This is a genomic window from Pseudoalteromonas sp. PB2-1 (assembly GCF_045040605.1).
In the GTDB taxonomy this organism is placed as follows: Bacteria; Pseudomonadota; Gammaproteobacteria; order Enterobacterales; family Alteromonadaceae; genus Pseudoalteromonas; species Pseudoalteromonas arabiensis.
Genome location: NZ_CP090667.1, coordinates 1639837 through 1664081 on the forward strand (window position 1 = coordinate 1639837; position 24245 = coordinate 1664081).

The 24245-nt window shown below is 39.8% G+C and carries 22 protein-coding genes and 1 pseudogene; 19 read left to right on the forward strand and 4 right to left on the reverse strand.

Going from position 1 to position 24245, the window contains the following annotated elements; translation table 11 throughout:
* The first annotated feature begins 295 nt into the window (after nt 1-295).
* The 3 genes and pseudogenes from L0Z67_RS07565 to L0Z67_RS07575 all read left to right on the forward strand — a co-directional run bounded on the left by L0Z67_RS07565 (nt 296) and on the right by L0Z67_RS07575 (nt 2431).
* Complete coding sequence (locus tag L0Z67_RS07565; protein ID WP_405128648.1) at nt 296-661, forward strand: hypothetical protein; 366 nt, start codon at nt 296-298, stop codon at nt 659-661.
* 143 nt (nt 662-804) lie between these two features.
* Nucleotides 805-1385: pseudogene (locus tag L0Z67_RS07570) on the forward strand (DUF1287 domain-containing protein).
* Between the two features lie 125 nt (nt 1386-1510).
* Entirely contained in the window at nt 1511-2431 is a 921-nt protein-coding gene (locus tag L0Z67_RS07575) for a hypothetical protein (RefSeq protein WP_405128649.1), read from the forward strand.
* 63 nt (nt 2432-2494) lie between these two features.
* Here the strand turns inward: L0Z67_RS07575 and L0Z67_RS07580 are convergent, their stop codons facing one another.
* On the reverse strand, nt 2495-4681 hold the full coding sequence (locus tag L0Z67_RS07580; RefSeq protein WP_405128650.1) for an OsmC domain/YcaO domain-containing protein: 2187 nt from the start codon (nt 4679-4681) through the stop codon (nt 2495-2497).
* 203 nt (nt 4682-4884) lie between these two features.
* Complete coding sequence (locus tag L0Z67_RS07585; protein ID WP_062568930.1) at nt 4885-5904, reverse strand: LacI family DNA-binding transcriptional regulator; 1020 nt, start codon at nt 5902-5904, stop codon at nt 4885-4887.
* 426 nt (nt 5905-6330) lie between these two features.
* On the opposite strand from L0Z67_RS07585, the gene glk reads away from it, so the two are divergent.
* The 12 genes from glk (at nt 6331) to L0Z67_RS07645 (ending at nt 17023) form a co-directional block, all read left to right on the forward strand.
* Nucleotides 6331-7329: a glucokinase gene (glk, locus tag L0Z67_RS07590; protein WP_193988726.1), complete on the forward strand. Its 999-nt coding sequence runs from the start codon at nt 6331-6333 to the stop codon at nt 7327-7329.
* 25 nt (nt 7330-7354) lie between these two features.
* The gene (locus L0Z67_RS07595) at nt 7355-8368 is read left to right on the forward strand and encodes a LacI family DNA-binding transcriptional regulator (protein WP_193988727.1); all 1014 of its coding nucleotides are present in this window, start codon (nt 7355-7357) and stop codon (nt 8366-8368) included.
* Nucleotides 8369-8797: 429 nt separating this feature from the next.
* Nucleotides 8798-10648, forward strand: a complete 1851-nt coding sequence (edd, locus tag L0Z67_RS07600; protein ID WP_237127949.1) for a phosphogluconate dehydratase — start codon at nt 8798-8800, stop codon at nt 10646-10648.
* Between the two features lie 34 nt (nt 10649-10682).
* A complete protein-coding gene (locus tag L0Z67_RS07605) occupies nt 10683-11303 on the forward strand; it encodes a bifunctional 4-hydroxy-2-oxoglutarate aldolase/2-dehydro-3-deoxy-phosphogluconate aldolase (protein WP_054551439.1) in 621 nt (206 codons plus the stop codon).
* An 18-nt stretch (nt 11304-11321) separates the two neighbouring features.
* On the forward strand, nt 11322-12326 hold the full coding sequence (gene gap, locus L0Z67_RS07610) for a type I glyceraldehyde-3-phosphate dehydrogenase (protein ID WP_193988728.1): 1005 nt from the start codon (nt 11322-11324) through the stop codon (nt 12324-12326).
* A 137-nt stretch (nt 12327-12463) separates the two neighbouring features.
* Nucleotides 12464-12808: a hypothetical protein gene (locus tag L0Z67_RS07615; protein ID WP_062568937.1), complete on the forward strand. Its 345-nt coding sequence runs from the start codon at nt 12464-12466 to the stop codon at nt 12806-12808.
* A gap of 257 nt (nt 12809-13065) precedes the next feature.
* Entirely contained in the window at nt 13066-13530 is a 465-nt protein-coding gene (locus L0Z67_RS07620; protein ID WP_405128651.1) for a nuclear transport factor 2 family protein, read from the forward strand.
* Between the two features lie 171 nt (nt 13531-13701).
* Nucleotides 13702-14229: a hypothetical protein gene (locus L0Z67_RS07625; RefSeq protein WP_237118660.1), complete on the forward strand. Its 528-nt coding sequence runs from the start codon at nt 13702-13704 to the stop codon at nt 14227-14229.
* Between the two features lie 165 nt (nt 14230-14394).
* On the forward strand, nt 14395-14616 hold the full coding sequence (locus L0Z67_RS07630; RefSeq protein WP_193988732.1) for a hypothetical protein: 222 nt from the start codon (nt 14395-14397) through the stop codon (nt 14614-14616).
* Complete coding sequence (locus L0Z67_RS07635) at nt 14613-14984, forward strand: hypothetical protein (protein WP_405128652.1); 372 nt, start codon at nt 14613-14615, stop codon at nt 14982-14984. The genes L0Z67_RS07630 and L0Z67_RS07635 overlap by 4 nt, the downstream gene beginning before the upstream one ends.
* A 415-nt stretch (nt 14985-15399) precedes the next feature.
* The gene (locus L0Z67_RS07640) at nt 15400-15744 is read left to right on the forward strand and encodes an energy transducer TonB (protein WP_062568940.1); all 345 of its coding nucleotides are present in this window, start codon (nt 15400-15402) and stop codon (nt 15742-15744) included.
* A 157-nt stretch (nt 15745-15901) separates the two neighbouring features.
* The gene (locus L0Z67_RS07645) at nt 15902-17023 is read left to right on the forward strand and encodes a sterol desaturase family protein (RefSeq protein ID WP_237115162.1); all 1122 of its coding nucleotides are present in this window, start codon (nt 15902-15904) and stop codon (nt 17021-17023) included.
* A 49-nt stretch (nt 17024-17072) separates the two neighbouring features.
* Here L0Z67_RS07645 and L0Z67_RS07650 read toward each other — a convergent pair whose 3' ends face one another.
* Entirely contained in the window at nt 17073-17786 is a 714-nt protein-coding gene (locus L0Z67_RS07650; RefSeq protein ID WP_054561631.1) for a YebC/PmpR family DNA-binding transcriptional regulator, read from the reverse strand.
* Between the two features lie 74 nt (nt 17787-17860).
* A complete protein-coding gene (locus tag L0Z67_RS07655; protein WP_405128712.1) occupies nt 17861-19603 on the reverse strand; it encodes an ABCB family ABC transporter ATP-binding protein/permease in 1743 nt (580 codons plus the stop codon).
* A gap of 209 nt (nt 19604-19812) precedes the next feature.
* On the opposite strand from L0Z67_RS07655, the gene L0Z67_RS07660 reads away from it, so the two are divergent.
* The 4 genes from L0Z67_RS07660 to secF all read left to right on the forward strand — a co-directional run bounded on the left by L0Z67_RS07660 (nt 19813) and on the right by secF (nt 24239).
* Nucleotides 19813-20859: an NAD(P)-dependent alcohol dehydrogenase gene (locus L0Z67_RS07660; RefSeq protein ID WP_193988737.1), complete on the forward strand. Its 1047-nt coding sequence runs from the start codon at nt 19813-19815 to the stop codon at nt 20857-20859.
* Nucleotides 20860-20999: 140 nt separating this feature from the next.
* Entirely contained in the window at nt 21000-21437 is a 438-nt protein-coding gene (locus L0Z67_RS07665; protein WP_405128653.1) for a hypothetical protein, read from the forward strand.
* A gap of 73 nt (nt 21438-21510) precedes the next feature.
* Nucleotides 21511-23322, forward strand: a complete 1812-nt coding sequence (gene secD / locus L0Z67_RS07670) for a protein translocase subunit SecD (protein WP_405128654.1) — start codon at nt 21511-21513, stop codon at nt 23320-23322.
* Nucleotides 23319-24239 (forward strand): protein translocase subunit SecF, encoded by a 921-nt coding sequence (gene secF / locus L0Z67_RS07675; protein ID WP_237115166.1) that lies wholly within the window; start codon nt 23319-23321, stop codon nt 24237-24239. The genes secD and secF overlap by 4 nt, the downstream gene beginning before the upstream one ends.
* Nucleotides 24240-24245: the final 6 nt, after the last annotated feature.

The window sequence follows — 24245 nt, forward strand, 5'->3', positions numbered from 1 at the left end:
AACTTTTTATCTAATGAATAGTTTTACTGCTGGCGTAGGAATATTACATTATGCAACCGTCTTCTTTTGGGGCTGGCATGCAAAGCGTTATGGCCTCTATGAAAAAAGAGAAAAGGTGCCTAAGAAAGTGCGGTGCTGGTTTGTCGCTTATTACATTTTTTTATGATTGTTTTTATTGCGTTTGTGCTACTTTGTTTTGTGATGCATTTTGGCTTTGGAGATAAATAAGGTTTTGGGTTGAGGCTCGTTTGGAGAAGCACCTAACTCAAAAAATATATGGAGCTACTATAAATAAATGGAATTATTAGAACTCACATTTGTCATCCTCACACTGTTTTGGGTTGGTGGGATTTTCATTATAATATTCCCTATGTTATTTTTTCTGAAAGGTAAACGAATTTCAGAAGTCGAGGCTATATTAGAAGATGGGGTTCGATTTTATTCATTAAATATCTTTATGACAGGTTGGGGAGCATTGCATTATGCAACGATATTTTTTTCTGACTGGCATGCTAAACGTTATAAAATGTTAGATAAAAGAAATTTAGTCCCTAAACACTTAAAAGTCTGGTTTATAGTTTACTATGCCATATTCATGGCCTTATTTGCTGCATTTATGTCTAGTGCATTCATCTTTTATTTTTATTTAGAAAAAGATTAAATTTAGAGTGTTTAATTTTATTATAAAACAACTAAATTTAGATATTTATGTGCTAGCTTAACTTATGGGTATTCTACTTATAACCAACTTAGCGCATTAACTCCTAAAATTAACTATGCTCGAACTTTTAAGGGATTAAATAAATGATTAGAACAGCATTGTTATTACCTACATTACTTGTATTTAACGTCAAAGCAGATGACTTTTATAGTCAACTTGTTCAAGCCGCTAAGGAGCGAACAAATCACTCCGTTATTTATGACGGAAGCTATAAAAGAATTGCTTATCCAAATGGTGATGTACCTGCCACTATTGGTGTGTGTACTGATGTCATAATTCGCAGTTATAGGGCACTCGGAACCGATTTACAAGTACTCGTTCATGAGGATATGCGTGATAACTTTACTTTATATCCATCAAACAGAATATGGGGTTTAACAAAGCCTGATTCAAATATTGATCACCGGCGTGTTCCTAACTTACAGCATTTCTTTAAACGACATGGGCATAGTTTGAATATAAGTGAAGACGCGAGCAATTATAGGGGGGAGATATTGTCACTTGGATGCTGCCTGGCAACTTACCTCATATTGGAATAGTGACTGATGAACTGTCAAGAGATAAAAAAAGGCCACTGATTGTGCACAACATAGGGGCAGGGCCTGTACTCGAAGATATGTTATTTAGTTATAAAATAACAGGGCATTATCGTTATAAACCTTAACCGTTATAAATCTTAAACCCTAACATTTACACTGGGCTTCAATTACTTACAATTTTAATATACATTTAAGGTAACTGTTTGGACCTGTAATAGGTAGGTCTAATTTTAACTTCAAAGGGATTTATATGAAAACTGTTAGTATATTCATTGCCAGCTTTTTAGTGCTCTTTACGACGACTGCTTTTGCTTCACAGGAAGTTGTGATTGAGAAGTCTGATAAATTTACTGAACTGTCAAACGGCTTTAAGGTAAGTGTTAGAACTGGCCCTACAAAAAACGCCAAAATTTATGACTTTTCGACAAATAAAATAACAATCGCTGATGAGCATGGTGCGCCTTTTCAACGTTACTATTTGCAACTTGCCACAGCCGATAGAGAGTGGGCTAAGGAAATCGTTACGTTTGATGAAAAAACGAATGTAATTGACTTAAATGCACTACTTTTTGGTCAATTGATAGATACGTCGAAACTGAAAAAATTAGACTCAGCGCATGCTTTTTCTTTTTATAATCGCCTTGAACGTATTCTGTCGCAAGAATATGGCACATTTGAACAGGTGTACAAAGGTGGCCTTGCTGACTATCTCAATTATATGTCGATAGAGGCAGGTTTTGATAATTACATAGCAAGAACAGGTATAGCGGGAGATAAACTCACACAAGCACTCAAAGAAGTAAAAATGCCGCCTTTGGTTGAACATCAACAATTAATGACTGAGTTTATTAAAGCTGTAAATCAAAAGGACAAAACCTGGTTGTTGGCTCAACAAAGACCTAATTCTTCACAGCGAGACTCGGGAATTTATGCGCGCGGTCTAAACGTGCTGTTTGAGTACTTTGATAGTATTGGTAATCCTACAAAGTTTAATATTACACGAGAAACACAAGGCCGTTCTTTTGATCTTAATTCGAATAAATACTTTATTATTGAATTGCTTGAACATAAAGGCCGACGAGAAAAAATAGAGATGGAGTTTATGTTTGTGGATACTTATGGTGGTCGCTTTATTGCTGAGTATGATATTACAGGTGTGCATTTTCGTTAAGTAACGTTTTTAAGTAAAGCAGAAAAGCCGCAGGTTACGAAAACGTGCGGCTTTGATATTTACTTACAGCCCCGCTTTTTTAGCGCGAGCAGCGTGTAGCTTTTTATAACTATCAATTAAACGCTGATGCCTATCCAAGCCTTCAAGCTTCATGCTGGTTTCTGTTAAGCCATAAAACACTACATCGCCGTTGATTGAGCCAACAACTGCATCCATCGTTTCTTGACCAAACATACGAGTGAAGCTATGAATGTAATCTTCAATCTCTAGATCATCGCTTAGTGCTACTTCTAATGTGGCGTGCATTGCTTGATAGAATAAACCACGTTCAACAATGGTGTTGTCGTTGTATTGTAAGAAGGCTTCAACTAGCTCCATCGCTGCTTCTAAATCACCAAGTGCTAGGTATATAAGTAGTTTTAGCTCAAGGATTGTTAATTGGCCCCACACTGTGTTTTCATCAAATTCAATACCGATTAAGGTGATGATATCAATGTAGTTATCAAGCTCACTTTGTTCTAGACGCTCAACGAGATCAGCAAGTTGATCTTCTGATAAGCGATGCAGATTTAAAATATCTTCGCGGAAGTTAAGCGCTTTATTAGTATTGTCCCAAATTAAGTCTTCTACAGGGTACACTTCTGAGTAATCAGGCACTAAAATGCGACACGCTGTACCAAGATCTGAGAACTCAGCAATGTAAGCTTCTTTGCCTAAGCTTTCTAAGATACCGAATAAGCTAGCTGTTTCTTCTTCATTGCTGCCAGAGAAATCCCATTCAACAAAATCATAATCGTGTTTAGCGCTGAAAAAGCGCCATGAGATAACACCTGTTGAATCAATAAAGTGCTCTACAAAGTTTTCAGGCTCAGAGACCGCCATGCTATTGAACGTTGGCTTAGGTACATCGTTTAAACCTTCAAAGCTTCTGCCTTGCAACAGTTCAGTTAGGCTGCGCTCTAAGGCAACTTCAAAACTTGGGTGCGCACCAAAAGAGGCAAATACACCGCCTGTTTTAGGGTTCATGAGTGTTACGCACATCACAGGGAACTGACCACCTAGCGAGGCATCTTTTACAACAATAGGGAAGCCTTGCTCTTCAAGCCCTCTAATACCCGCTACAATGCTTGGGTACTTGTTTAATACCGCTTCAGGTACATCTGGTAAAACAATTTCTTGCTCGATAATTTGGCGCTTAACGGCACGTTCAAAAATTTCAGATAAACATTGTACTTTTGCCTCGGCAAAGTTGTTACCTGCACTCATCCCATTACTTAAGAATAAGTTTTCGATAAGGTTTGAAGGGAAATAAACCGTTTCACCGTCTGACTGGCGTACATAAGGAATCGAACAAATACCACGCTCTTTATTACCAGAGTTGGTATCGATTAGGTGCGAGCCACAAAGCTCACCATCTGGATTGTAAATTTCACGGGTATAGTCATCTAAAATACCCTCAGGTAGTGAGTCATCGTCGGTGAGTGCAAACCATTTTTCATTTGGGTAATGAACAAACTCGCTATTAGCAATGTCTTCGCCTAAGAACTGGTCGTTATAGAAGAAGTTACAGTTTAAGCGCTCAATAAACTCGCCTAAAGCCGAACATAGCGCGCTTTCTTTCGTTGCACCTTTACCATTGGTAAAACACATTGGTGACGCTGCATCACGAATATGTAATGACCATACATTTGGTACAATATTTCGCCAAGAAGAGATCTCGATTTTCATCCCTAACTCTTCAAGGATAGCCGTCATATTAGCGATGGTTTTTTCAAGTGGTAAATCTTTACCTAAAATAAAGGTATTGTTTTCATCATCTGGTTTTGCCATCAGCATCGCTTGCGCGTCAGCTTCAATGCTTTCAACGGTATCGATCTTAAACTCAGGGCCTGTTTGAATGACGCGTTTTACTGTACAGCGTTCTACTGAGCGTAAAATACCCGTACGATCTTTCTCCGATAAGCTTTCTGGTAATTCAACCTGAATTTGAAAAATTTGGTTATAGCGGTCTTCAGGGTCAACAATGTTATTTTGTGCAACGCGAATACCATCAGTCGGGATATCACGTGAATTACAATACACTTTAATAAAGTAAGCCGCACACAACGCAGAAGACGCTAAGAAATAATCAAATGGGCTTGGCGCTGAGCCATCACCTTTGTAGCGAATAGGTTGGTCTGCAATGACAGAGAAGTCATCAAACTTGGCTTCAAGTCTGAGGTTGTCGAGAAAATTAACTTTAATTTCCATTAAAAAATTCCACCTTTGTGCGCGTTGCAGGCAAAAGCCGTAAACGGCCTTGCACTGCGTTTTCATCATAATAGGTGCAATTATCTGCTTTTTCGAAGTAATAGTCTTGGGTAAATCGAAAAAAAAGCCATTTTATTAGTTTATTGCTTTTAAAGGCTTCAATTTAGAGTGTAAATGCAGAGGAGCTATCGCTACATACTAACTTATACACTCGAGCCACGAATGATTAATCTTGGTGGGAGTAGGGTGCTCTCCACTTGTTCTCCGCGAATTAATTTAAGCAAGTTATCAACTAACATTTGCCCTGCTAAGGTCGTATCTTGCTGAATTGTGGTCAACGGAGGATTGACGAAATTAGCGATGGAAATGTTATCAAAGCCAACCACGTGAACATCATCAGGCACTTTAATTTTTGCTTCTTTTAAAGCGCGAATAGCACCAATGGCAATCAGGTCACTGGCGGCAAATAGTGAGTTAAAGCGAATGTTATTTGCTATAAGTGAACGGGTAGCATGATAGCCAGATTCTTCTGTAGAAATAGCATTCGCCATTTTTCGTTCGTTTAGCTTGATACCTTTATCCATAAAAGCATCTTTGAAACCTTGGTAGCGAGCAAAAAATTCAGGGCTGTGATCAGAGGCATCACCGATAAACGCACAATCGGTTCTGCCTGTTGCAAGCAGATGCTCTGCGGCAAGTTTACCGCCACCATAATTATCACAGCTCACAGTTAAGTCTGGGCGGTTATCAACACTGGCACCCCAGCATACGAACTTAGTATTTTGTTCAATAAGGGTTCTGAACTTAGGCTGGTAATCTAAGTAGTCACCATAGCCTAATAAGATCAGACCATCTGCACGGTGGCTATCTTCGTAGTCAGCTTGCCAATCTGAGCTACTTGATTGAAAAGACACAAGCAAATCATAGCCTTCTTTTGCACAGGCCCGGGTAATACTACCAAGCATTGCTAAAAAGAATGGGTTTATTTGTGATTCGTCTGATGTGGGGTCTTCAAATAACAAAAGCGCGAGGGTACTACTTTGCTGTGTTCTGAGGTTACTAGCGTTTTTATCTACTTTGTAATTAAGTTGTTTGGCGACTTCATGAACACGTCGGCGCGTTTCTTCATTAACCAAAGGGCTATTTCGAAGTGCTCGTGACACAGTTGACTGAGAAACACCTGCATAATGTGCGATGTCAAAAGATGTCGCTTTACCTTTCATAGGGTATTAATTCCAAAGCAATAGTGATGATTTGTAACGGCCATTTTCGGCTATTTAATATTTTTTTCAAGCTATTTATGATAAGTCGTTTTTATCTATAAATGGTAAAGTTACAGAGTCATTTTTGATGTAGCATCACAACCCTAAACGGGCTCAATAAGCAAGTGCTTCGTCGTAAAATACGTATGCAAAGGCAAATATTTAAAATTTTTATTGATTCAATGCTGACACCGGTGTCATAATGTCGATGTTTTATCATTTTGTTGTCAAAACGTATTTGGCTGCCCATTTATTTGGGCAGCACTTTTTTAATACTAAAGATAGTTGCTTTGAGTTAATAACTCAAAGGTTATCTTGAACAGTGGCTTTGCCATTGAAAACTATAAAAATAAGCGGCAAACAGCTTAGACACATAGAGAAAACATAATGAACACACAGTCTAACACCGATTTTGATCCTATCCTTGTTGCCGATATTGGCGGCACAAATGCGCGCTTTGCTTTAATCACTGATTTTAACGAACATACAAATCAATTTGTCATTGAGCATAACCTTAAATTTCCAAGTGCAGATTTTGGTTCCCTAGAAAGTGCCATTGAGCACTATTTCAGTCAAATATCATATGCAAAGCCAAACAGAGCGTGTTTAGCTGTTGCAGGCCCAATTAAAGCAGGCCAAGTTCATTTAACTAATTTAGGTTGGCATTTTAGCGTTGAAAATCTAAAAGCTAAATTTGCATTCACTCAGCTAGAAGTTATTAATGATTTTGCTGCATTTGCCTATGCAGCGCCTTATTTAGATGATTCACAAAACGTAGCTGTTAAAGCAGGGCAAGCAGACAACAATGCCAATATTGCCGTGATGGGGCCTGGCACAGGCTTTGGTGCTGCATGCTTGGTGCGTACTTCGCAAGGCAGTGCAGTGCTTAGCTGCGAAGCGGGGCATATTACCCTTGCAGCGGTTACAGAGTTAGATCGCCAGTTAATCACCGAGCTTAAAAAGCAATTAAATCATGTGTCAGTAGAAACTGTTTTTTCTGGCCCAGGTATAGCGCATTTATATAAAGCGATGGCAGCCGTTAAAGGCGTTGCAGCAAAAAACCTTGATGCAGCACAAATCAGTGAGCTTGCAACGACAGGACAATGTGATATCTGCGATGCAACCCTTAATCAATTTTGTGATTGGATTGGTAGTGTAGCTGGTGATTTATCCCTAACATTTGGTGCTCTAGGTGGTGTATTTATTGGCGGTGGTATTTTACCTCGTATGCAACAACGTTTACTATCTAGCCGATTTGTTGAACGCTTTGCAGACAAAGGCATTATGTCGCAATATACTTCACAGATACCTGTAACCTTGGTAACACAAGATAATATTCCGCTGGTAGGTGCTGCTGCGTGTTTACACGTTAGTAGTCGAGCTTAATTGGAGCGGACTGGATGATTATGGTATGAAAAAAGTAACCATTAATAGCGTCGCAAGCTACGCCGGTGTATCTAAAAAAACAGTGTCTCGCGTGCTCAACAATGAGCCTAACGTGAGTGATGCTACCCGAGAAAAAGTACTAAAAGTATTTAAAGAGCTAGATTACACACCAAACCCAATCGCCCGTGGCTTAGCGCAAAACCGCAGTTTTATTATTGGTTGTTTGTATGATAACCCAAGTAAAAGCTATATCACTCGCGTACAAACTGGTGCGCTGGCAGCATGCCATGACCATAATTACAATTTATTGATCCACCCATGTGAACTTCGTGGGCAAGACCTAATTAACAATATTGAACAACTTCTTCAAACATCGCGCTTAGATGGCATTGTATTAACGCCGCCATTTTCTGATTTTCCAGAGCTTGTCACTTTCTTAAAATCGAAAAAAATCCCATATGCGCGCGTTGCATCTGCAGTTCTTGAAGATGATTCTATTTCAGTTCGCAGTAATGATGAGCAAGGTGCGTTTGAAATAACAGAGCATTTAATTAAATTAGGTCACAAAGAAATCGCTTTCATTAAAGGTCACCCAGATCACAGTGCGACAGAGCAGCGCTTTAAAGGTTATCGCCGTGCGCTTGCTTCTAATGGTATTGAATTTAATGAACGTTTAGTAGAAGAGGGTAACTTTAGTTATCACTCAGGTGTTGATAGTGCTCGTACAATTCTTGATTTAGAGCCGCGCCCAACGGCAGTCTTTGCATCAAACGACTATATGGCGGCTGCAGTACTTAAACTAGCAACACAAATGCAACTAAAAGTGCCTGATGATATCTCAATTGCCGGTTTTGATAACGCACCCATTGCACGTCATATTTGGCCTGGACTAACAACTATTGCGCAGCCAGTTGAAGAAATGACCCACCAAGCGGTTACACAACTAATCAGTCATATTAGTGATCCACAAGAAACACCTTATCAGGTAACGCTTGAAGCAAAACTAATTACTCGCGAGTCAACAGCTGCAATTAAATAAAATTCAATTTGTTTTTTTCACAGTAGCCCGAGATTGAGTGACGCTTTCTCGGGCTTTTTTTATGTAAATTCCTTCCTCGATTTTTTTATATAACCACCTGAACTTAAAGAGTTATATTCTTGGTATTCAAAGTTAAAGTGGAACTTTAAACATAACTTGAGCATGAATTTTACTCATAGTTAGCTAAAATAGTGTTGTTCATTATTTGGTCATTTAAAAAAATTAAACTAAATTTAACAGATAAGGTTGACACCGGTGTCACAGTCATGAGTTAATACAGTGACACCGGTGTCAGGTTGGTTGTGAGAGACAGCCTGTCAGCGTACCTTTGAACGGGTAAATCAAAGATGCTCAGTGCAATTATTTTCGTGGAGTCTGTAATTGTCACTGAGCCTTTATCCTCTAACTATAGAGATGAGTCGAATTTATATGTTGCATCCTCGTATCCAAGAAGTCACCGAACGCGTTATTGAACGTAGTAAAGAGACCCGCCAAGCTTATTTAGATCGTATCGCGCACGCAAAAAAACAAACAAGAGTACGTGCCGGCTTAGGTTGCGGTAATATTGCACACGTTATGGCTGCTTGTAGCAGCGATGACAAAGCTCGTTTAAAAGCAGATGAGCAACCAAATTTAGCGATTATTAATGCTTATAACGACATGCTTTCTGCGCATGTGCCTTACAAAGAATATCCTGATTTAATAAAAACTATTGCTACCAAGTACGATGCAACAGCACAAGTTGCTGGTGGCGTGCCAGCTATGTGTGACGGTGTTACTCAAGGCCGTGACGGTATGGAGCTTTCGTTGTTCTCACGAGATGTGATTGCAATGTCTACTGCGGTTTCTTTATCACACGACGTGTTCGACGGTGTTTTTTGTTTAGGTGTGTGTGACAAGATTGTCCCTGGACTGTTAATTGGTGCCTTATCATTTGGTCATTTACCAACGTATTTCTTACCAGCAGGTCCAATGCAATCGGGTATCCCAAATAAAGAAAAAGCCCGTGTTCGTCAAAAGTTTGCACAAGGCTTAGTAAGTCGTGAAGAGTTATTAGAAGCTGAAAGCGCCTCTTACCACAGTGCTGGTACTTGTACTTTCTACGGCACGGCAAACTCGAATCAAATGTTAATGGAAATCATGGGTCTACATTTACCAGGTAGCTCTTTCATTAACCCATACACAGAACTACGTGATGGTTTAACAGGTCATGCTGTCGAAACCATGTTAAAGCAGTTAATTGATACAAAAGATGCTAATTGCCTTGCTGATGTAGTGAGTGAGAAAACAATTATTAATGGCTTAGTTGGCTTGTTATCAACAGGCGGCTCAACGAATCACGCAATCCACTTAGTCGCAATCGCGAAAGCAGCGGGTGTAATCCTTACTTGGAAAGACATGGCTGACTTATCAGAAGTTGTGCCACTTCTTACGCGTATCTACCCGAATGGCTCAGCAGATGTGAACCACTTCCAAGCTGCCGGCGGTATGGGCTTCTTAATGAAGCAACTACTTAGCAAAGGTTATTTACATAACGATGTGAAAACCATTGTGGGTGATGGCCTAGAAGCATACACCACAGAGCCAATGCTAGATAAAGATTCATCAGTGATAATGACAAACAGCACAGGCCCGAGCAAAGTCAAATGGGTGGCGTGCCCTGAAAAGTCTCACGACGAAGATGTTTTACGCCCAATTGATAACCCGTTCAGCAAGCAGGGTGGTTTACAGCTTCTAACAGGTAACCTTGGTAAAGCCGTTATTAAAGTTTCTGCAGTGGCTGAGTCACATCAAATTGTATCTGCACCGGCTAAAGTATTTAGCTCACAAGGTGAGTTACAAGAAGCGTATAGCCGCGGTGAATTAAACACAGACTTTATTGCTGTAATTAAAGAGCAAGGTCCAAAAGCGAAAGGCATGCCTGAGCTTCATAAGTTGACGCCAGTAATGGCAACACTGCAAGACCAAGGCTACAAAGTGGCGATTGTCACAGACGGTCGTATGTCGGGCGCATCAGGTAAAGTGCCTGCTGCTATCCACTTAGCACCAGAAGCGGTTGAAGGTGGTGTAATCGCAAAAATCCACGAAGGTGATTTAGTGACCCTTGATGCACCAGCGGGTGTATTAAAAGTACATGTAAGCGATGAAGAATTAGCAAAACGTGAATTACAACTTAGCCAGCCAAGCCAAACATACGGTACAGGCCGAGAGTTATTTGCAGGTTTCAGAAATATAGTAAGTAGTGCAGACCTTGGCGCGAGCGCCTTTGGTTTAGAATAATAATACGCCGTTACTGGGCTATGAGGAACATACAATGAGCATTGAGAAAATTTTATCATCGGCACCTGTGGTACCGGTTGTTGTTATCGAAAAACTTGAAGATGCAGCACCCCTTGCACGTGCGCTTTATAACGGTGGCTTAAAAGCATTAGAAATTACTTTACGTACGCCGATTGCGGCAGAAGCTGTAAAGCTGATGAAAGAAGCCGTACCAGAAGCATACGTTGGCACAGGTACCGTTGTTGATAAAGCGACATTTAATGCATCTGTTGAAGCCGGCGCTGACTTCATGGTTAGCCCAGGTGTAAACGACGAATTATTAGCACTGGCTAAAGACACTGATATTCCATTTTTACCAGGTGCAGCTACACCAAGTGAAGTAATGAAATTAGCAAGCCACGGCTTTAAGTTCTTAAAGTTCTTCCCTGCAGAAGCGGCAGGTGGCACGGCAATGCTTAAATCAATTGGTGGTCCTTTACCACAGGTGACTTTTTGCCCAACAGGTGGCATTAGCCTTGAAACCGCACCTAACTACCTCGCACTTAAAAACGTTATCTGCGTAGGTGGTACTTGGATGCTAGATAAACAACTTATTGAAAACAAAGACTGGCAAGCCATTGAAGCGCTTGCTCGCCAAGCAAGTGAAGTAAAATAATTAACGGGAGATATTAGAATGATTAATGTTGCAATTAATGGCTATGGACGTATCGGTCGTAACGTATTACGTGCTCTTTACGAGTCAGCCCAAAACAACGAAATCAAAATCGTTGCAATCAACGATTTAGCACCAGCAAATGTTAACGCGCATTTAACTCAATTTGACTCAGTACACGGTCAATTTTCTCAAAAAGTAACACTTGCTGAAAACACCATGCTAATTGGTAATGATGAAATTACGCTTACGCAAGAGCGTGATCCTGCAAACCTACCTTGGAAAGCACTAAACGTAGATATCGTTTTAGAATGTACAGGTTTATTCACTTCACGTGAAGCAGCGGCTAAACACATTGAAGCGGGTGCTAAAAAAGTAATCGTTTCTGCACCAGGTACTGATATGGATGCAACCGTTGTTCATGGTGTTAACAGCGACGTATTAAACGCTGACAGCAACATCATTTCAAACGCATCGTGTACAACAAACTGTTTAGCGCCGATTGCAAAAGCAATCAACGACACAGTGGGTATTGAGCAAGGTAGCATGACGACAATTCATGCTTACACAAACGATCAAAACTTATCTGATGTTTATCACCCAGACTTATACCGTGCACGTAGCGCAACTCAATCAATGATCCCAACGAAAACAGGTGCTGCTAAAGCAGTTGGCTTAGTGCTTCCTGAACTTGCGGGTAAACTTGACGGCATGGCAGTACGTGTACCAACAATCAACGTTTCTTTAGTAGACTTAACGTTCGTTGCTAAGCGTGAAACAACTGCAGCAGAAATCAACGAAGTAGTAAAAGCAGCATCTGAAGGTGCAATGCAAGGTATTCTTGAATACAACGAGCTACCGCTTGTTTCTATCGACTTTAACCACAACCCAGCGTCTTCAATCTTTGATTCTACACAAACTAAAGTAGATGGTAAGCTTGTTAAAGTGATGGCTTGGTACGATAACGAATGGGGTTTCTCAAACCGCATGTTAGACCAAGTTAAAGCGCTAGGTCAGTTCTTATAAGATTAGGTTCTTATATAGATCAGTAAAAGTTTAAGCTTTATCCAACAAAGCCACGTTCATCGTGGCTTTTTTGGTTTTTACTGGATAAAAGCATTTATTCACAGTATCTTGTCTCTTAAATTTTTTAGGGACAGATAATGAATAAATTTTTAATACTCGTATGCTTATTTTTAGTGGCCTGCTCATCAACAGAACAAAGTAACTTACCAAACTTTACTATTCCCAAAGACGTGATATCACAAGCAAAAGACGAATTTAGACGGTCAGATAATAAAATCTTATTCATGATGATGGTTAATCAAGCGGGTGATGTTGTGAAAGTCAGCGTGTTGGATAACAAATTACAAAACAAGCAATTCTTAAATATGTTTAAAAAGAATATGTACCAGCTTAAATATCCAAAGGCACAAAAAGGCGACCCAGAATTTAGAGAATTTATTTTACCATTCGGTGTACAAACTGAAGTGGAATTTTATGGCTAATTTCAATGGCAAAGGAAATACAATGAAGAATATCTTGTGAGTAGCTTTACTCATTACCGCGGCGATACTTTTTACTTATGTGTTCTCGGTTCTAGGTAGTCTAAACAATTGTGATTCCTTCTAGTTATGTGTAATTTAATTTTTTAAAGTCGTATTTTGATAATTTTGTGCCTGGCTTCGTACTAAGCTAATGTATAAAAAAGCTGAGGCTAACACCATCTGAGAGCTATTTTGTCTAAACATACAAGGAGAGTTTCGTGAAAAAATCTATATTGGTGTTAATTTGTTTTCTTCTGTCATTTTCTGGTAGTGCAAAAGATAAATTCACCTCAGAGCAATTAATTGAGAAAGCTAAAACATTTGTAGCAGCAAAAAATGCGCGTCAACAGCCCAACACGACAATTAAAGAAATAGACTACTTTATCTCGTTGCTAGCCGATGATTTTATTGATGAACACGTCAAATTCAAATTTGTTTATACAGATAAATTAAAACTCCGAGAGGATATGATTAGTAAGTTAAATGATGAAGTTATCTTTAGTTCAATAGAAATAAATGAGGTAATGGTTGGCGCTAATGTCGTTTTTGTAAAAATGACTGAATTAGGTAAAGTTAAGCCTGCTCATTTAGACAAAACTATCGAGTACAATAAAATCAATATTGTTTCACTTGAGTTTGATCAATTAGGCTTAATTAAACACATTCGCCGCCATCACGGCTAATGTTTACCTATCAAAATGGATGTCTAAATGTTGGGTAGATGTTCGTTACTAATCGATTCTAGCTACATTTGAGTAGATATAACAAGTTGCTGCACTTGAGAAAATTACTCGCTTTGCTTCCAATTTTTTCGGTAAGCAAGGCATTATATCTGTGTATAGTAAGTAGGTCAGATGGAAAAAATTGTTGTAGGTTTAGTCGGTGTTTTACTTGGTGTTCTATTAAACGAATATTTCCGTAGAAATGCCAGAATAGAGAAATACTCAGAAAAGGTTTTTGAAAAACGCTTAGAAATTTACGAGCGTTTTTCAAAAGAAATTAGCTCAGCTGCATCACTAATTTCAAATTTAGTCGACTCAGAAGATTTTGATACTGAGCAAAAACAAGAACTGGCTTTTCAAGCGGGTTTAAAAGTGATGGAGTTCACTGATGAGCACAACTTCTACCTTAATGAAGAGATTACGGTGCACTGTGGAATGGTTTTTGTTGAGGCTCGTAACATTTTTAGAGACGATATTGATTCTGAAAAGTTGAAAGGTTTCCGCAAAGGTATTAAAGAAGCTCAGTTAATGATTCGTAGTGAATCTGGGCTATGTGAGATGGACAATTTTTTCTCAAAATTGACTAAATCTACCCCTGGTGGCAAATTGATTGAGGGGTATAGAGTGATTAAAAAACAGTATGAAAAATCAGAGGTATAACAAAATCTTTAAGGGTTATTGTCAACGCGTGGCATTTTCATCATGCATTGGCTTTAGTGTTTAATGTGGTATGCGTCAGTATCGGTATTGCGTCGCTCAAACCTTAACAGGGCGTTAGTGTGCCAAGACAGCATTGATATTCATAAACGTAATTAAGAGGAAAAGATGAAATTTAATATGTCTGTTGATGATAACTTTGCTTCATTCTTTGATGAAGAGAGTGAGAACTATATTTTTGTTGATAGTTTTGATAATGAAAATTTTGATGTGAGGCTTGGAAATGTAAGTGAATCAGAGGAGGTTGGTTCAATTTCTGCGAAAAGTGACTCTGAATTGAACGCGAAGCTTGAAGAGCTTTATCTTAGCATTATGGAAAAGCGAACATGATTTCACAAGCTCAAATAGCTGCGCTTGAAAGCTCAGTAAATGAAATTTTACGTCTCCATAAAATGTCATTTAAGTTATCTAAGCACTTTGTTAAAGATAGAATGAATGATACACGTAATAATCCGTTGATAATGATTGCTGAGCTTAACTCTATATTTAATAGGTTAACAACATTACACGTAGGGGCGCTTAAAAAATTAAATCACAATGATACTTTTAATATCAGGTGTACAGTCTCACACATAAATATGCCTTGCGCTGTAAATAAGATTAAGGTTGATGGTGATGATCATCAAGAAAATATAGTTATCACGGTAATGAGAAAAAAGGACTGGAAATCAAAGGACTCCAAAGAGTTTCTTGTTTAGTTTAAGAGCATGTTAGCAAGCCATTCAATAATGACGCACAAAGCAAGTATTCAACACAACTCAACGTTGCCCCTTAATTAGTTAGTAGCTAAGGTTGCTACATTAAAGCCAATGTAGAGCAGTACATAAATGGTCAATCAGACACAAACCTAACTTTTTAACGCATGCACTAAAACTGATTTTAATAGATTATCTCAAGCCTGAAACCGTACTCTATGACAAAACACTGAGTGATTTGGTTTATTGATTGCAAAAGAAATCGTTCATATGGTTACTCGTAAGGCTTCTAAAGTGCCAAATGTTATCTTAAAATTAAGCTGAGGATGAAAAGCGGTAGGTTTATGCTTCTTTGTCCTTTATTGCAGTTTAATAATTTTGCTGTTTATTAAGGCGTCAGCTATACAAAAGGATTTTAATGAAATATTCAATTTTAACGTCACTATCATTCGTTTTATTTATGGGGTGTTCATCAACACCACAGCCAGAAAGGCCTCATGCAGTTCTGCAAAAAACAGCAAATCCAACTTATCCAATTCATGCTGTACGTAATAGAATTGAAGGCTATGTTCAAATGAGTTTCGATATTAGTGAACATGGTGAACCAGTTAATATTCACGTTTTAAAATCTGTGCCTGAGCACATCTTTGATAAAGCAGCGATTAAGGCCCTATCTAATTGGAAATATGCGCCTAAAGTTGAAAACGGTGTTGCAGTAATGCAAAAAAATCTTCAAGTGCAGTTAGATTTTAAATTAGGTTAATTGATTAAGCATTGTATCACTAAAAACCAATTTTTTAGGCTTTATGACATTAATATCAATGAGTTGTGTACATATAATTACGCAGGGTTAGCTGATATTTTTTTCCTAAAAGCTTCTGTGCTATGCTGCGATAAATTTTTAAATGGATTTTTGTGTTATGTCTCGTCTTTCGCAACGAGTGTTCCGCGCTGAACAATTCCAGATCGGTGAAGGCAATATTAGTGGCTATATTGCGTGCTTTTTGGCTATTTTATCCTGTTTAGGGGTATTAGCGTTTCATTTCCCCGAGTACTTAACGACGCCAGAGCTCAGACAAAATTACAGTGTTGAGTTTTTACGTCAGCTAATGTTTGTGGCATTAATTATTTCGGGCAGTTTAGGGCTCTTGAATTTTGTTCGTAATACTAATAAACGGCTAGGTGCAACGGCTTGGTTTTTTATAGTTGTGGCAATTGCGTTTGGCGGGCCGAATGTTGAAGTGGGCGACTTCAGAGATAACACGCCGTATTTAGGGCTTGATTGGTTTATTCTTGATTTACTTGGCTCTACACTCATTTTTATCTTAATAGAAAAGCTTTTACCGCATCGTAAGGAGCAAAAGATCCTCCGCGCTGAGTGGCAAGGTGATTTGAACCATTTCTTTGTAAATCATTTAATTATCGGTTTTGTACTGCTTGCTACTAACCAGTTTGTGCATCATGCATTTGGTTGGGCGGTATCAGAGACTGTGCAAGGCTTTATTGTACAAATGCCGTTTCTTTTACAACTGTTTTTGATTATTTTAGTAGCCGATTTAATGCAGTATTTTGTACATCGTGCTTATCATGAAGTACCACTGCTTTGGCGTTTTCATGCTGTACATCACAGTGCAAAAGAAATGGATTGGTTGGCAGGCTCTCGACAGCATATTTTAGAAATTTTAGTCACCCGAAGTTTAGTGCTCACACCGATTTTTGTGTTAGGTTTTCCATCTGAAGTGATTAGCCTTTATGTGATTATTGTCGGTTTTCAGGCTGTGTTTAACCATGCTAACGTAAGAGTGAAGTTTGGCTGGTTAAGGTATGTGATTGTTACACCACAATTTCATCATTGGCACCATTCTTCAGATAAAGCAGCCATCGACAGAAACTATGCCGCGCACTTTTCGTTTTTAGATTATTTGTTAGGTACCGCTGTAAAAGGCCAAGCTGAATGGCCTGATAAATACGGGGTGGTTGGTGACTACATGCCTGAAGGCATGCTTAGGCAGCAGCTATTTCCTTTTAAAAAACAAAAGTAATCGCTAGGCTATTTAACGGCTAAATTATTAGCCGTTAAATAATATGACATTAAAATTGTGCGTTGTGATAAACGTTTTGTACGTCGTCACAATCTTCTAGCATGGCTAAAAAGCGCTCCATGACTTCAACGTCTTCACCTTCAATCGGTGCTTCTACTTGCGGCACAAAAGCAATTAGATCTTCGTGGAAATCAGTTATTCCCATTTCTTCAAGTGCTGTGCGGGTGTTGTTGTATTCTGTGTGTGGCGCGAATACGGTGACTTTACCGTCTTCAACTTCTACATCTGTTACATCAACATCGGCCATCATTAGTGCTTCTAAAACAGCTTCGTCATCATCACCATCAAATACAAAGATAGCTAGGTGATCAAATAAGTGTGATACTGAGTTTTGCGCACCAATTTTTGCATTTGCTTTAGTAAAACAAACACGTACGTCAGCGAAGGTACGTTTGTTGTTGTCGGTTAAGCAGTCAACAATAATCATACAGTTGCCCGGGCCGTAACCTTCGTAGCGTGTTGCTACGTAATCTTCGCCGCCACCGCCTTTGGCTTTATCGATTGCACGCTCGATTACGTGCGTAGGTACTTGGTCTTTTTTAGCACGCTCAATTAAGCGACGAAGCGCTAAGTTGCCATCGGGATCAACACCACCATTCTTAGCGCAGATATAAATTTCTTTTCCGTACTTTGAATAAACTTTGGTTTTTGCACCCGCAGTTTTTGCCATTGAGTCTTTTTTGTTTTGATAAGCTCTGCCCATCTGCGTGTTGCCTTTTTGTTATAGATAAAAATAAAGCGGTTATTCTAATCATTTAACCTAGTAGTTAACAGTGTTTATTCATCGCTTTGCTGTAACTGCCACATTCGTGCGTATTCACCATTCGCTGCAAGTAGTTGCTGATGCTGACCTTGTTCAACAACCTGTCCTTGTTTCATCACAATAATTTTGTCTGCGTCAGTAATTGTTGATAAACGATGGGCAATGACTATGCTGGTGTGCTTTTGTGCGACTTCACGCATCGCACTTAAAATAGCTTGCTCTGAATGCGAATCTAGTGCCGACGTTGCCTCATCAAATAATAAAATCGGTGAACCTTTTAAAATGGCTCTGGCAATTGCAATGCGCTGTTTTTCACCACCCGATACTTTTAAACCGCGCTCACCAACAAGGGTTTTATCGCCTTTATCTAGACTTGCAATAAATCCATCTAAGTGGGCAAGGCTTATGGCTTTATCAATTTCCTCTTCGCTTGCTTTTGGGTTTCCGTAGGCTATGTTTTCGCGAATGCTGGTATTAAATAGCACGGTATCTTGCGGTACGATGGCAATTGCTTGGCGCAAACTTTCAAGTGTCACAGTGTTGATTGCTTGCTCATCGATATAAATTTTACCCGCATCGACATCATAAAATCGGTAGAGCAGGCGGCTAAGGGTGCTTTTACCTGCACCACTGGCACCCACAATCGCCACTTTGCTGCCTGAAGTAACCTCAAAGCTTAAGTTATTTATAACTGGCCTTTGTTTGTCGTAACTAAACGACACATTTTCAAATCGAATGGCTGCTTTTGTTGTATTTAATAGTTTTGCATCTTTGTCATCACTAATGGCGGCTTTTCGATTTAACAGCCCCAGCATATTTTCAAGATCAGTCAGTGCACGGCGTATCTCACGATAAACAAAGCCTAAAAAGTTAAGCGGCAAAAATAGCTGGATCATGTAAGCATTGATCATCACAAGCTCACCTATGGTCAGCTCTTTATTGACCACGGAACTGGCACCTAGCCACATTAGTGCTGTAATAGCCGCGGCGATAATAAGAGCTTGCCCAGAATTAAGCGCCAGTAATGATAAACGGTTTTTTAGCCTCGCTTGTTCCCACTTAGCTAAAAAGCCGTCGTAAGTGCTCGCTTCATAGTGTTCATTATTAAAGTATTTAACGGTTTCGTAATTTAGTAAGCTGTCGATAGCACGGGTGTTAGAGTTGTTATCGGCAGCATTTGCTTCACGAATAAATCGGTTACGCCACTGAGTTACAATTACAGTAAAAGCAATGTAAATAGCGACCGCGATAACGGTGACGAGTGCAAACCAAGGTGAAAACAAGGTCGCAAAAATAATAGCTACTGTGATTATTTCAAATAGCGTTGGTACGATGTTAAACATCAAAAAGCGCATTAAAAAACTAAGACCACTTGTACCACGCTCTATATCGCGACTAATTCCACCTGTTTGCCTATCAAGGTGAAAGGCAAGTTCTAAACTATGTAAGTGTTTAAATACTTTTAAGCCAATATGGCGCATCGCATGCTCTGTGACACGGCCAAATAATGCATCGCGAACTTCACCAAAAAACACACTGGCAAAGCGCAGTAAACCATACGCGATGAGCAAGGCAATAGGAACGCTTAATAGCGGGTTGATACTCGCATCAACCGCGTCAATTATTTCCTTTAATGCCCAAGGCATCAGCAATGTGGCGCCTTTTGCTGCAATAAGCGCCAGTACGGCTAAAATAACGCGGCCTTTAAAGGTCATTAAATAGGGCCAGAGTGTTTTGATGCTTTGTGATAGGTTCATTGCATCAGGCGACTTCGTCACCTGTTCTTTGCGGCTCATTCCACGCATGGGGGTCTCTTAAAATCAATTTGATAAAAATAGGCAAAAGCTTTCGTGTTTTAGGCAAGTGTAGTTTGCAGATTTACCTCTATACTGAATGCATTATACACCAATGCATTAGCAAATTAGTTAATGTATGAGTTAAACACGAAGAAAATTAAGGAGTAAGCATGAAAACTGTCGGTTATGCAGCACATGATTCTGAAAAACCATTAGAGCCGTATCATTTTGAACGCCGTGCACTTCGTGATGAAGATGTATCCATTGAAATTCTTTATTGCGGTGTGTGCCATTCAGACTTACACACAGCAGAAAACGATTGGGGCTGGACTCAATACCCAGTGGTGCCTGGCCATGAAATTGTCGGCCGCGTTCTTGAAGTCGGCAGCGGCGTTACTAAATACAAAGTGGGCGATAATGTTGCAGTAGGGTGTATGGTTGATAGCTGTTTAAGCTGTGACCAATGTCATCACGGTGAAGAACAGTTTTGTCGCGAAGGCATGGTAGGAACCTATTCAGGCCAAGACCGCATCAGTGGTGAACTCACTCAAGGTGGTTATTCAAAACACATTGTGGTGCGTGAAGAGTTTGTATTAAGCGTACCAGAAGGTTTAGACCTTGCTAAATGTGCGCCAATTCTATGTGCGGGTATCACAACCTATTCGCCATTACGGACATGGAATGTGGGGCCTGGTAGCCGTGTTGGTGTGATTGGTTTAGGTGGTTTAGGTCATATGGCGATTAAAATCGCAGCTGCAATGGGCGCACATGTTACGGCAATTAGCCGTAGTGATAAGAAAAAACAGCAGGTTTTATCTTATGGCGCAAAAGATTTATTGGTATCGAGCGATGAAGCAGCCATGCAAGCACATGCTAATCAATTTGATGTGATCATTAACACTATTCCGGTAAAACACGACTTTACGCCGTATATTCCGCTTTTAGATATTGATGGAACTCAAGTATTAGTTGGTCAAGTAGGTGAGCTTGCTGAGTCTAACTCAGTGCCGTTATTAATGGGGCGTCGCCGTGTTGCTGGCTCATTGATTGGCGGTATTGCGCAAACCCAAGAGATTCTCGATTTCTGTGCGTTACATAATATTTTGCCTGAAGTTGAAATGATCAAAATGGAAGAGATTAATGACGCTTTCGATAAATTAAAGCAAGGTGATATGGCCTCACGCTTTGTTATCGACATGTCATCATTAGAAGTTTAACTTGTTTAACAAAGTTAAATTAATCAGCGGGTCTAATTAGGCTCGCTTTATTTTAGTTACTTTTATTTAAGTAATACCTTGTGTTTTATTTTTTTACCCTCATTATAGTCATGTTATCCGCTTAATTTATTGGTCAGTTCTTGTTACGGTTTTTCTCAGTCATTATCTTGCTATTTACTGTGTTCTTTAGTGCACAGAGCATGGCTATGCCTGACACTCAGTCACACTTTGCTGCGACTAAATTGTTCCAAGTTGAGTTGACTAAACCCCCAGTTATTTCCCAAACTCATGCAGTCGAACATCCTAAGCCGGTAAAACCATCGGGGTTTGATACCCTAGTGCCGCGTTTAACTGCCAGTAATTCATCATTGTTTCTTTATCATAGTCAGGTTGATCCTGATTACGAGCTATTAATTGAATTCTTTGCTGAAGATTGGGGGAAAGAGCACTTTTTAGCGCCGCCAGGTGCTGTGCGTGAGATCCCATGGTTTGCGTTAGCCACTCAACGTAAATCCCGCATTAGTGGCTGGAAAGACGCTAATCTCTTGTACAAAGCGAATACGACCTACCATAGCTAAACGACTTCCTTCGTTACTTTTTTATATTTGGAATTAATTTTTACCGGCTGACAATGCCGGAAGGAAGTCATGTATGTCACATAAATCAAAGCCGGCGCTATGGCGTCGTCTAAAAATGAGTTATGTCGCTATGATAGCGGCGTGTATTTTATTAGCGGTTAGCGCACTACCTAACCTTTACCCTAATAAGTCTTGGTTGCACATTAGCTTGCCAGATCAAACTGTGACGCTGCAAAGTGTGACATCTTCACTCAATCAACATGGTTTTGAAGTGACTGAAGCCAAAGATAGCCAAGATCAACTGGTTATTTTATTAACTGAGTCGACTCAAAGTGCTAATGCACTGAGCTTTATCAAAACACAATACCCACAGCTGGAAGCTAAAATTGTTGAGCATGCAACAAGCCCGCAGTGGCTTCAGCAGCTTGGCCTTTCACCGATTAAGTTGGGGCTCGACTTAAATGGTGGGGTGCTATTTGTGCTTGATGTTGACCTAGATAAAGCAATGCAAGAGCACTTAAACAGTGTGTATCAACAAACTAAATTGACGCTTCGTAAAGATAAAATTCGTGGTATTCGGGCAAGTGTTGTAAAAGAAGGGGTTGAGCTACAAATATTACCAAGCGGTGAAGAGCAACTTGCAGGACTCATTTCAACGTTACAAGGTCAATTCAAAGGCCTGATGCAAACTAAATCAACGACTAATAACCTAACCACGGTATTACTGCATTTTAATGAGCAAAGCCAAAGCGAATTCAATAAACAAGTCATGGCGCAAAGCTTAACAACCCTGCGCGGTCGTATTGAAGAGCTTGGTATTACAGAAGCGGTAACGCAAAGACAAGGTAAACAGCGCATTCGCATCGAGTTACCTGGTGTGCAAGACCCATCAGAAGCTAAACGCATTATTGGTGCAACTGCGACCCTTGATTTTTATCAAGTTGTCGAAGTAGGTGGTAAAGCGTTTAATGTGCAAGGCGGTGGCGTTGTTAATTTAAACCCTGTTGCGATTTTTTCAGGTGATCACATTAATAACGCCAGTGTTGGTAAAGATGAATGGGGCAAGCCTTTAGTTCAGCTTAGTTTAGATTCGCAAGGTGGTGATGCGATGTCTGCTTTTTCGAAGCACAACATAGGTAAGCCAATGGCCACGGTGTATTCTGAATACTCACGGGATGCAAATGGCGAAGTTGTGAAAAAAAGCGAAGTGATCAATGTTGCAAACATTGCACAGCACTTAAGCTCACGTTTTAGCATTACTAATATGAAAAGCCCACAAGCAGCCTACGATTTAGCGCTTTTACTGCGCGCAGGGTCGCTCACAGCGCCAGTGACAATCGTTCAAGAACAAACCATAGGCCCAAGCTTAGGCAGTGAAAATATTGAACATGGCTTAGCTGCGTTAATGCTGGGTATCGGTATTACCCTTGCCTTTATGGCGCTTTGGTATCGTCGCTTAGGACTGATTGCCAATATTGCTTTACTGCTTAATTTAACGGCTTTAGTTGGTTTAATGTCGCTATTACCGGGTGTTGTGCTGACCTTACCGGGTATTGCAGGGTTAGTACTGACAATAGGTATGGCCGTTGATACAAATGTGATTATCTTTGAGCGAATAAAAGAAGAGAAGCGTAAAGGACGGCCTACTTATCAAGCAATTGAACAAGGTTATAACCAAGCATTTACGACCATTTTTGATGCTAATGTGACTACGATGATCACGGCAATTATTTTATACGCCATTGGTTATGGGCCGGTGAAAGGCTTTGCAATCACGTTAGCGCTTGGGCTATTAACCAGTGTCTTTACTGGCGTTTATATTTCAAAAGCGCTTAGCCAAACACTCTACATTAAACTAACCAATCTAACGGGGGCTAAAGCATGAGTTGGTCAACATTAACTGCGGCGAGTAAAGCGCGCGTTTTAGGGTTATTGCTAAGTTGTGTGTTAGTCATTGCAAGCTTAGCTGTTTTATCTGTCAAAGGGCTAAACTTTGGCCTTGATTTTACAGGTGGCTACATCACTGAAATTAACACAACGTCAGTCACGGCAATCTCTGATTTAAAAGCAAAGTTAAGCCCTGAGGTTGCAAGCAAATTAACCATCAGTAAAGCGGGCGAATATCACTTTGTTTTAAGAGAAGCGCCAGAGGTGAGCAAAGCCAGTACTTGGCAAGCAGAGCTGAATGAGCAAGGCGTAGAATATACAGTACTTTCGAGCTCATTTTTAGGCTCACAAGTGGGTGATGAGCTTTTTGAACAAGGTTGTTTAGCATTATTTTCGGCGCTGATTGCCATTATGGTTTATTTAGCTGTGCGCTTTGAATGGCGACTCGCAGTAGGTTCAGTGGTTGCACTATTACATGATTTAATTTTAGTGCTTGGCTTGTTTTCTTTATTAGGGCTTGAATTTAATTTAACCGTGCTGGCAAGTTTATTGGCGATTATTGGTTATTCATTAAATGACTCAATTATTGTTGGCGACAGAGTCAGAGAGCTTTTACGTATTCAGCCAGACAATCAACGCATTAACACCCATGTTGTGATTAACGATGCAATTGGTTCTACCTTAACGCGTACATTGATCACCTCGGGCACAACACTTGCCACCATTGCCTGTATTTGGCTACTTGCAGGGGCTGCATTAACGGGCTTTGCCATCGCGTTATTTGCTGGCATTGTGGTGGGAACCTTCTCATCGATTTGTATCGCCGCCACCTTGCCGCAGTTATTGGGGTTAAGTTCAGAAAATTACACCCAAACACTGGATGATAAAACTAAAGCTTATATGGATATGCCGTAAGCCAGT

Bases quoted from the DNA above. Each gene is read 5' to 3' on its own strand.
- L0Z67_RS07565 (WP_405128648.1), top strand. From the start codon at position 296: ATGGAATTATTAGAACTCACATTTGTCATCCTCACACTGTTTTGGGTT.
- L0Z67_RS07575 (WP_405128649.1), top strand. From the start codon at position 1,511: ATGAAAACTGTTAGTATATTCATTGCCAGCTTTTTAGTGCTCTTTACG.
- L0Z67_RS07580 (WP_405128650.1), bottom strand. From the start codon at position 4,681: ATGGAAATTAAAGTTAATTTTCTCGACAACCTCAGACTTGAAGCCAAG.
- L0Z67_RS07585 (WP_062568930.1), bottom strand. From the start codon at position 5,904: ATGAAAGGTAAAGCGACATCTTTTGACATCGCACATTATGCAGGTGTT.
- glk (WP_193988726.1), top strand. From the start codon at position 6,331: ATGAACACACAGTCTAACACCGATTTTGATCCTATCCTTGTTGCCGAT.
- L0Z67_RS07595 (WP_193988727.1), top strand. From the start codon at position 7,355: ATGAAAAAAGTAACCATTAATAGCGTCGCAAGCTACGCCGGTGTATCT.
- edd (WP_237127949.1), top strand. From the start codon at position 8,798: ATGTTGCATCCTCGTATCCAAGAAGTCACCGAACGCGTTATTGAACGT.
- L0Z67_RS07605 (WP_054551439.1), top strand. From the start codon at position 10,683: ATGAGCATTGAGAAAATTTTATCATCGGCACCTGTGGTACCGGTTGTT.
- gap (WP_193988728.1), top strand. From the start codon at position 11,322: ATGATTAATGTTGCAATTAATGGCTATGGACGTATCGGTCGTAACGTA.
- L0Z67_RS07615 (WP_062568937.1), top strand. From the start codon at position 12,464: ATGAATAAATTTTTAATACTCGTATGCTTATTTTTAGTGGCCTGCTCA.
- L0Z67_RS07625 (WP_237118660.1), top strand. From the start codon at position 13,702: ATGGAAAAAATTGTTGTAGGTTTAGTCGGTGTTTTACTTGGTGTTCTA.
- L0Z67_RS07630 (WP_193988732.1), top strand. From the start codon at position 14,395: ATGAAATTTAATATGTCTGTTGATGATAACTTTGCTTCATTCTTTGAT.
- L0Z67_RS07635 (WP_405128652.1), top strand. From the start codon at position 14,613: ATGATTTCACAAGCTCAAATAGCTGCGCTTGAAAGCTCAGTAAATGAA.
- L0Z67_RS07640 (WP_062568940.1), top strand. From the start codon at position 15,400: ATGAAATATTCAATTTTAACGTCACTATCATTCGTTTTATTTATGGGG.
- L0Z67_RS07645 (WP_237115162.1), top strand. From the start codon at position 15,902: ATGTCTCGTCTTTCGCAACGAGTGTTCCGCGCTGAACAATTCCAGATC.
- L0Z67_RS07650 (WP_054561631.1), bottom strand. From the start codon at position 17,786: ATGGGCAGAGCTTATCAAAACAAAAAAGACTCAATGGCAAAAACTGCG.
- L0Z67_RS07655 (WP_405128712.1), bottom strand. From the start codon at position 19,603: ATGAACCTATCACAAAGCATCAAAACACTCTGGCCCTATTTAATGACC.
- L0Z67_RS07660 (WP_193988737.1), top strand. From the start codon at position 19,813: ATGAAAACTGTCGGTTATGCAGCACATGATTCTGAAAAACCATTAGAG.
- secD (WP_405128654.1), top strand. From the start codon at position 21,511: ATGTCACATAAATCAAAGCCGGCGCTATGGCGTCGTCTAAAAATGAGT.
- secF (WP_237115166.1), top strand. From the start codon at position 23,319: ATGAGTTGGTCAACATTAACTGCGGCGAGTAAAGCGCGCGTTTTAGGG.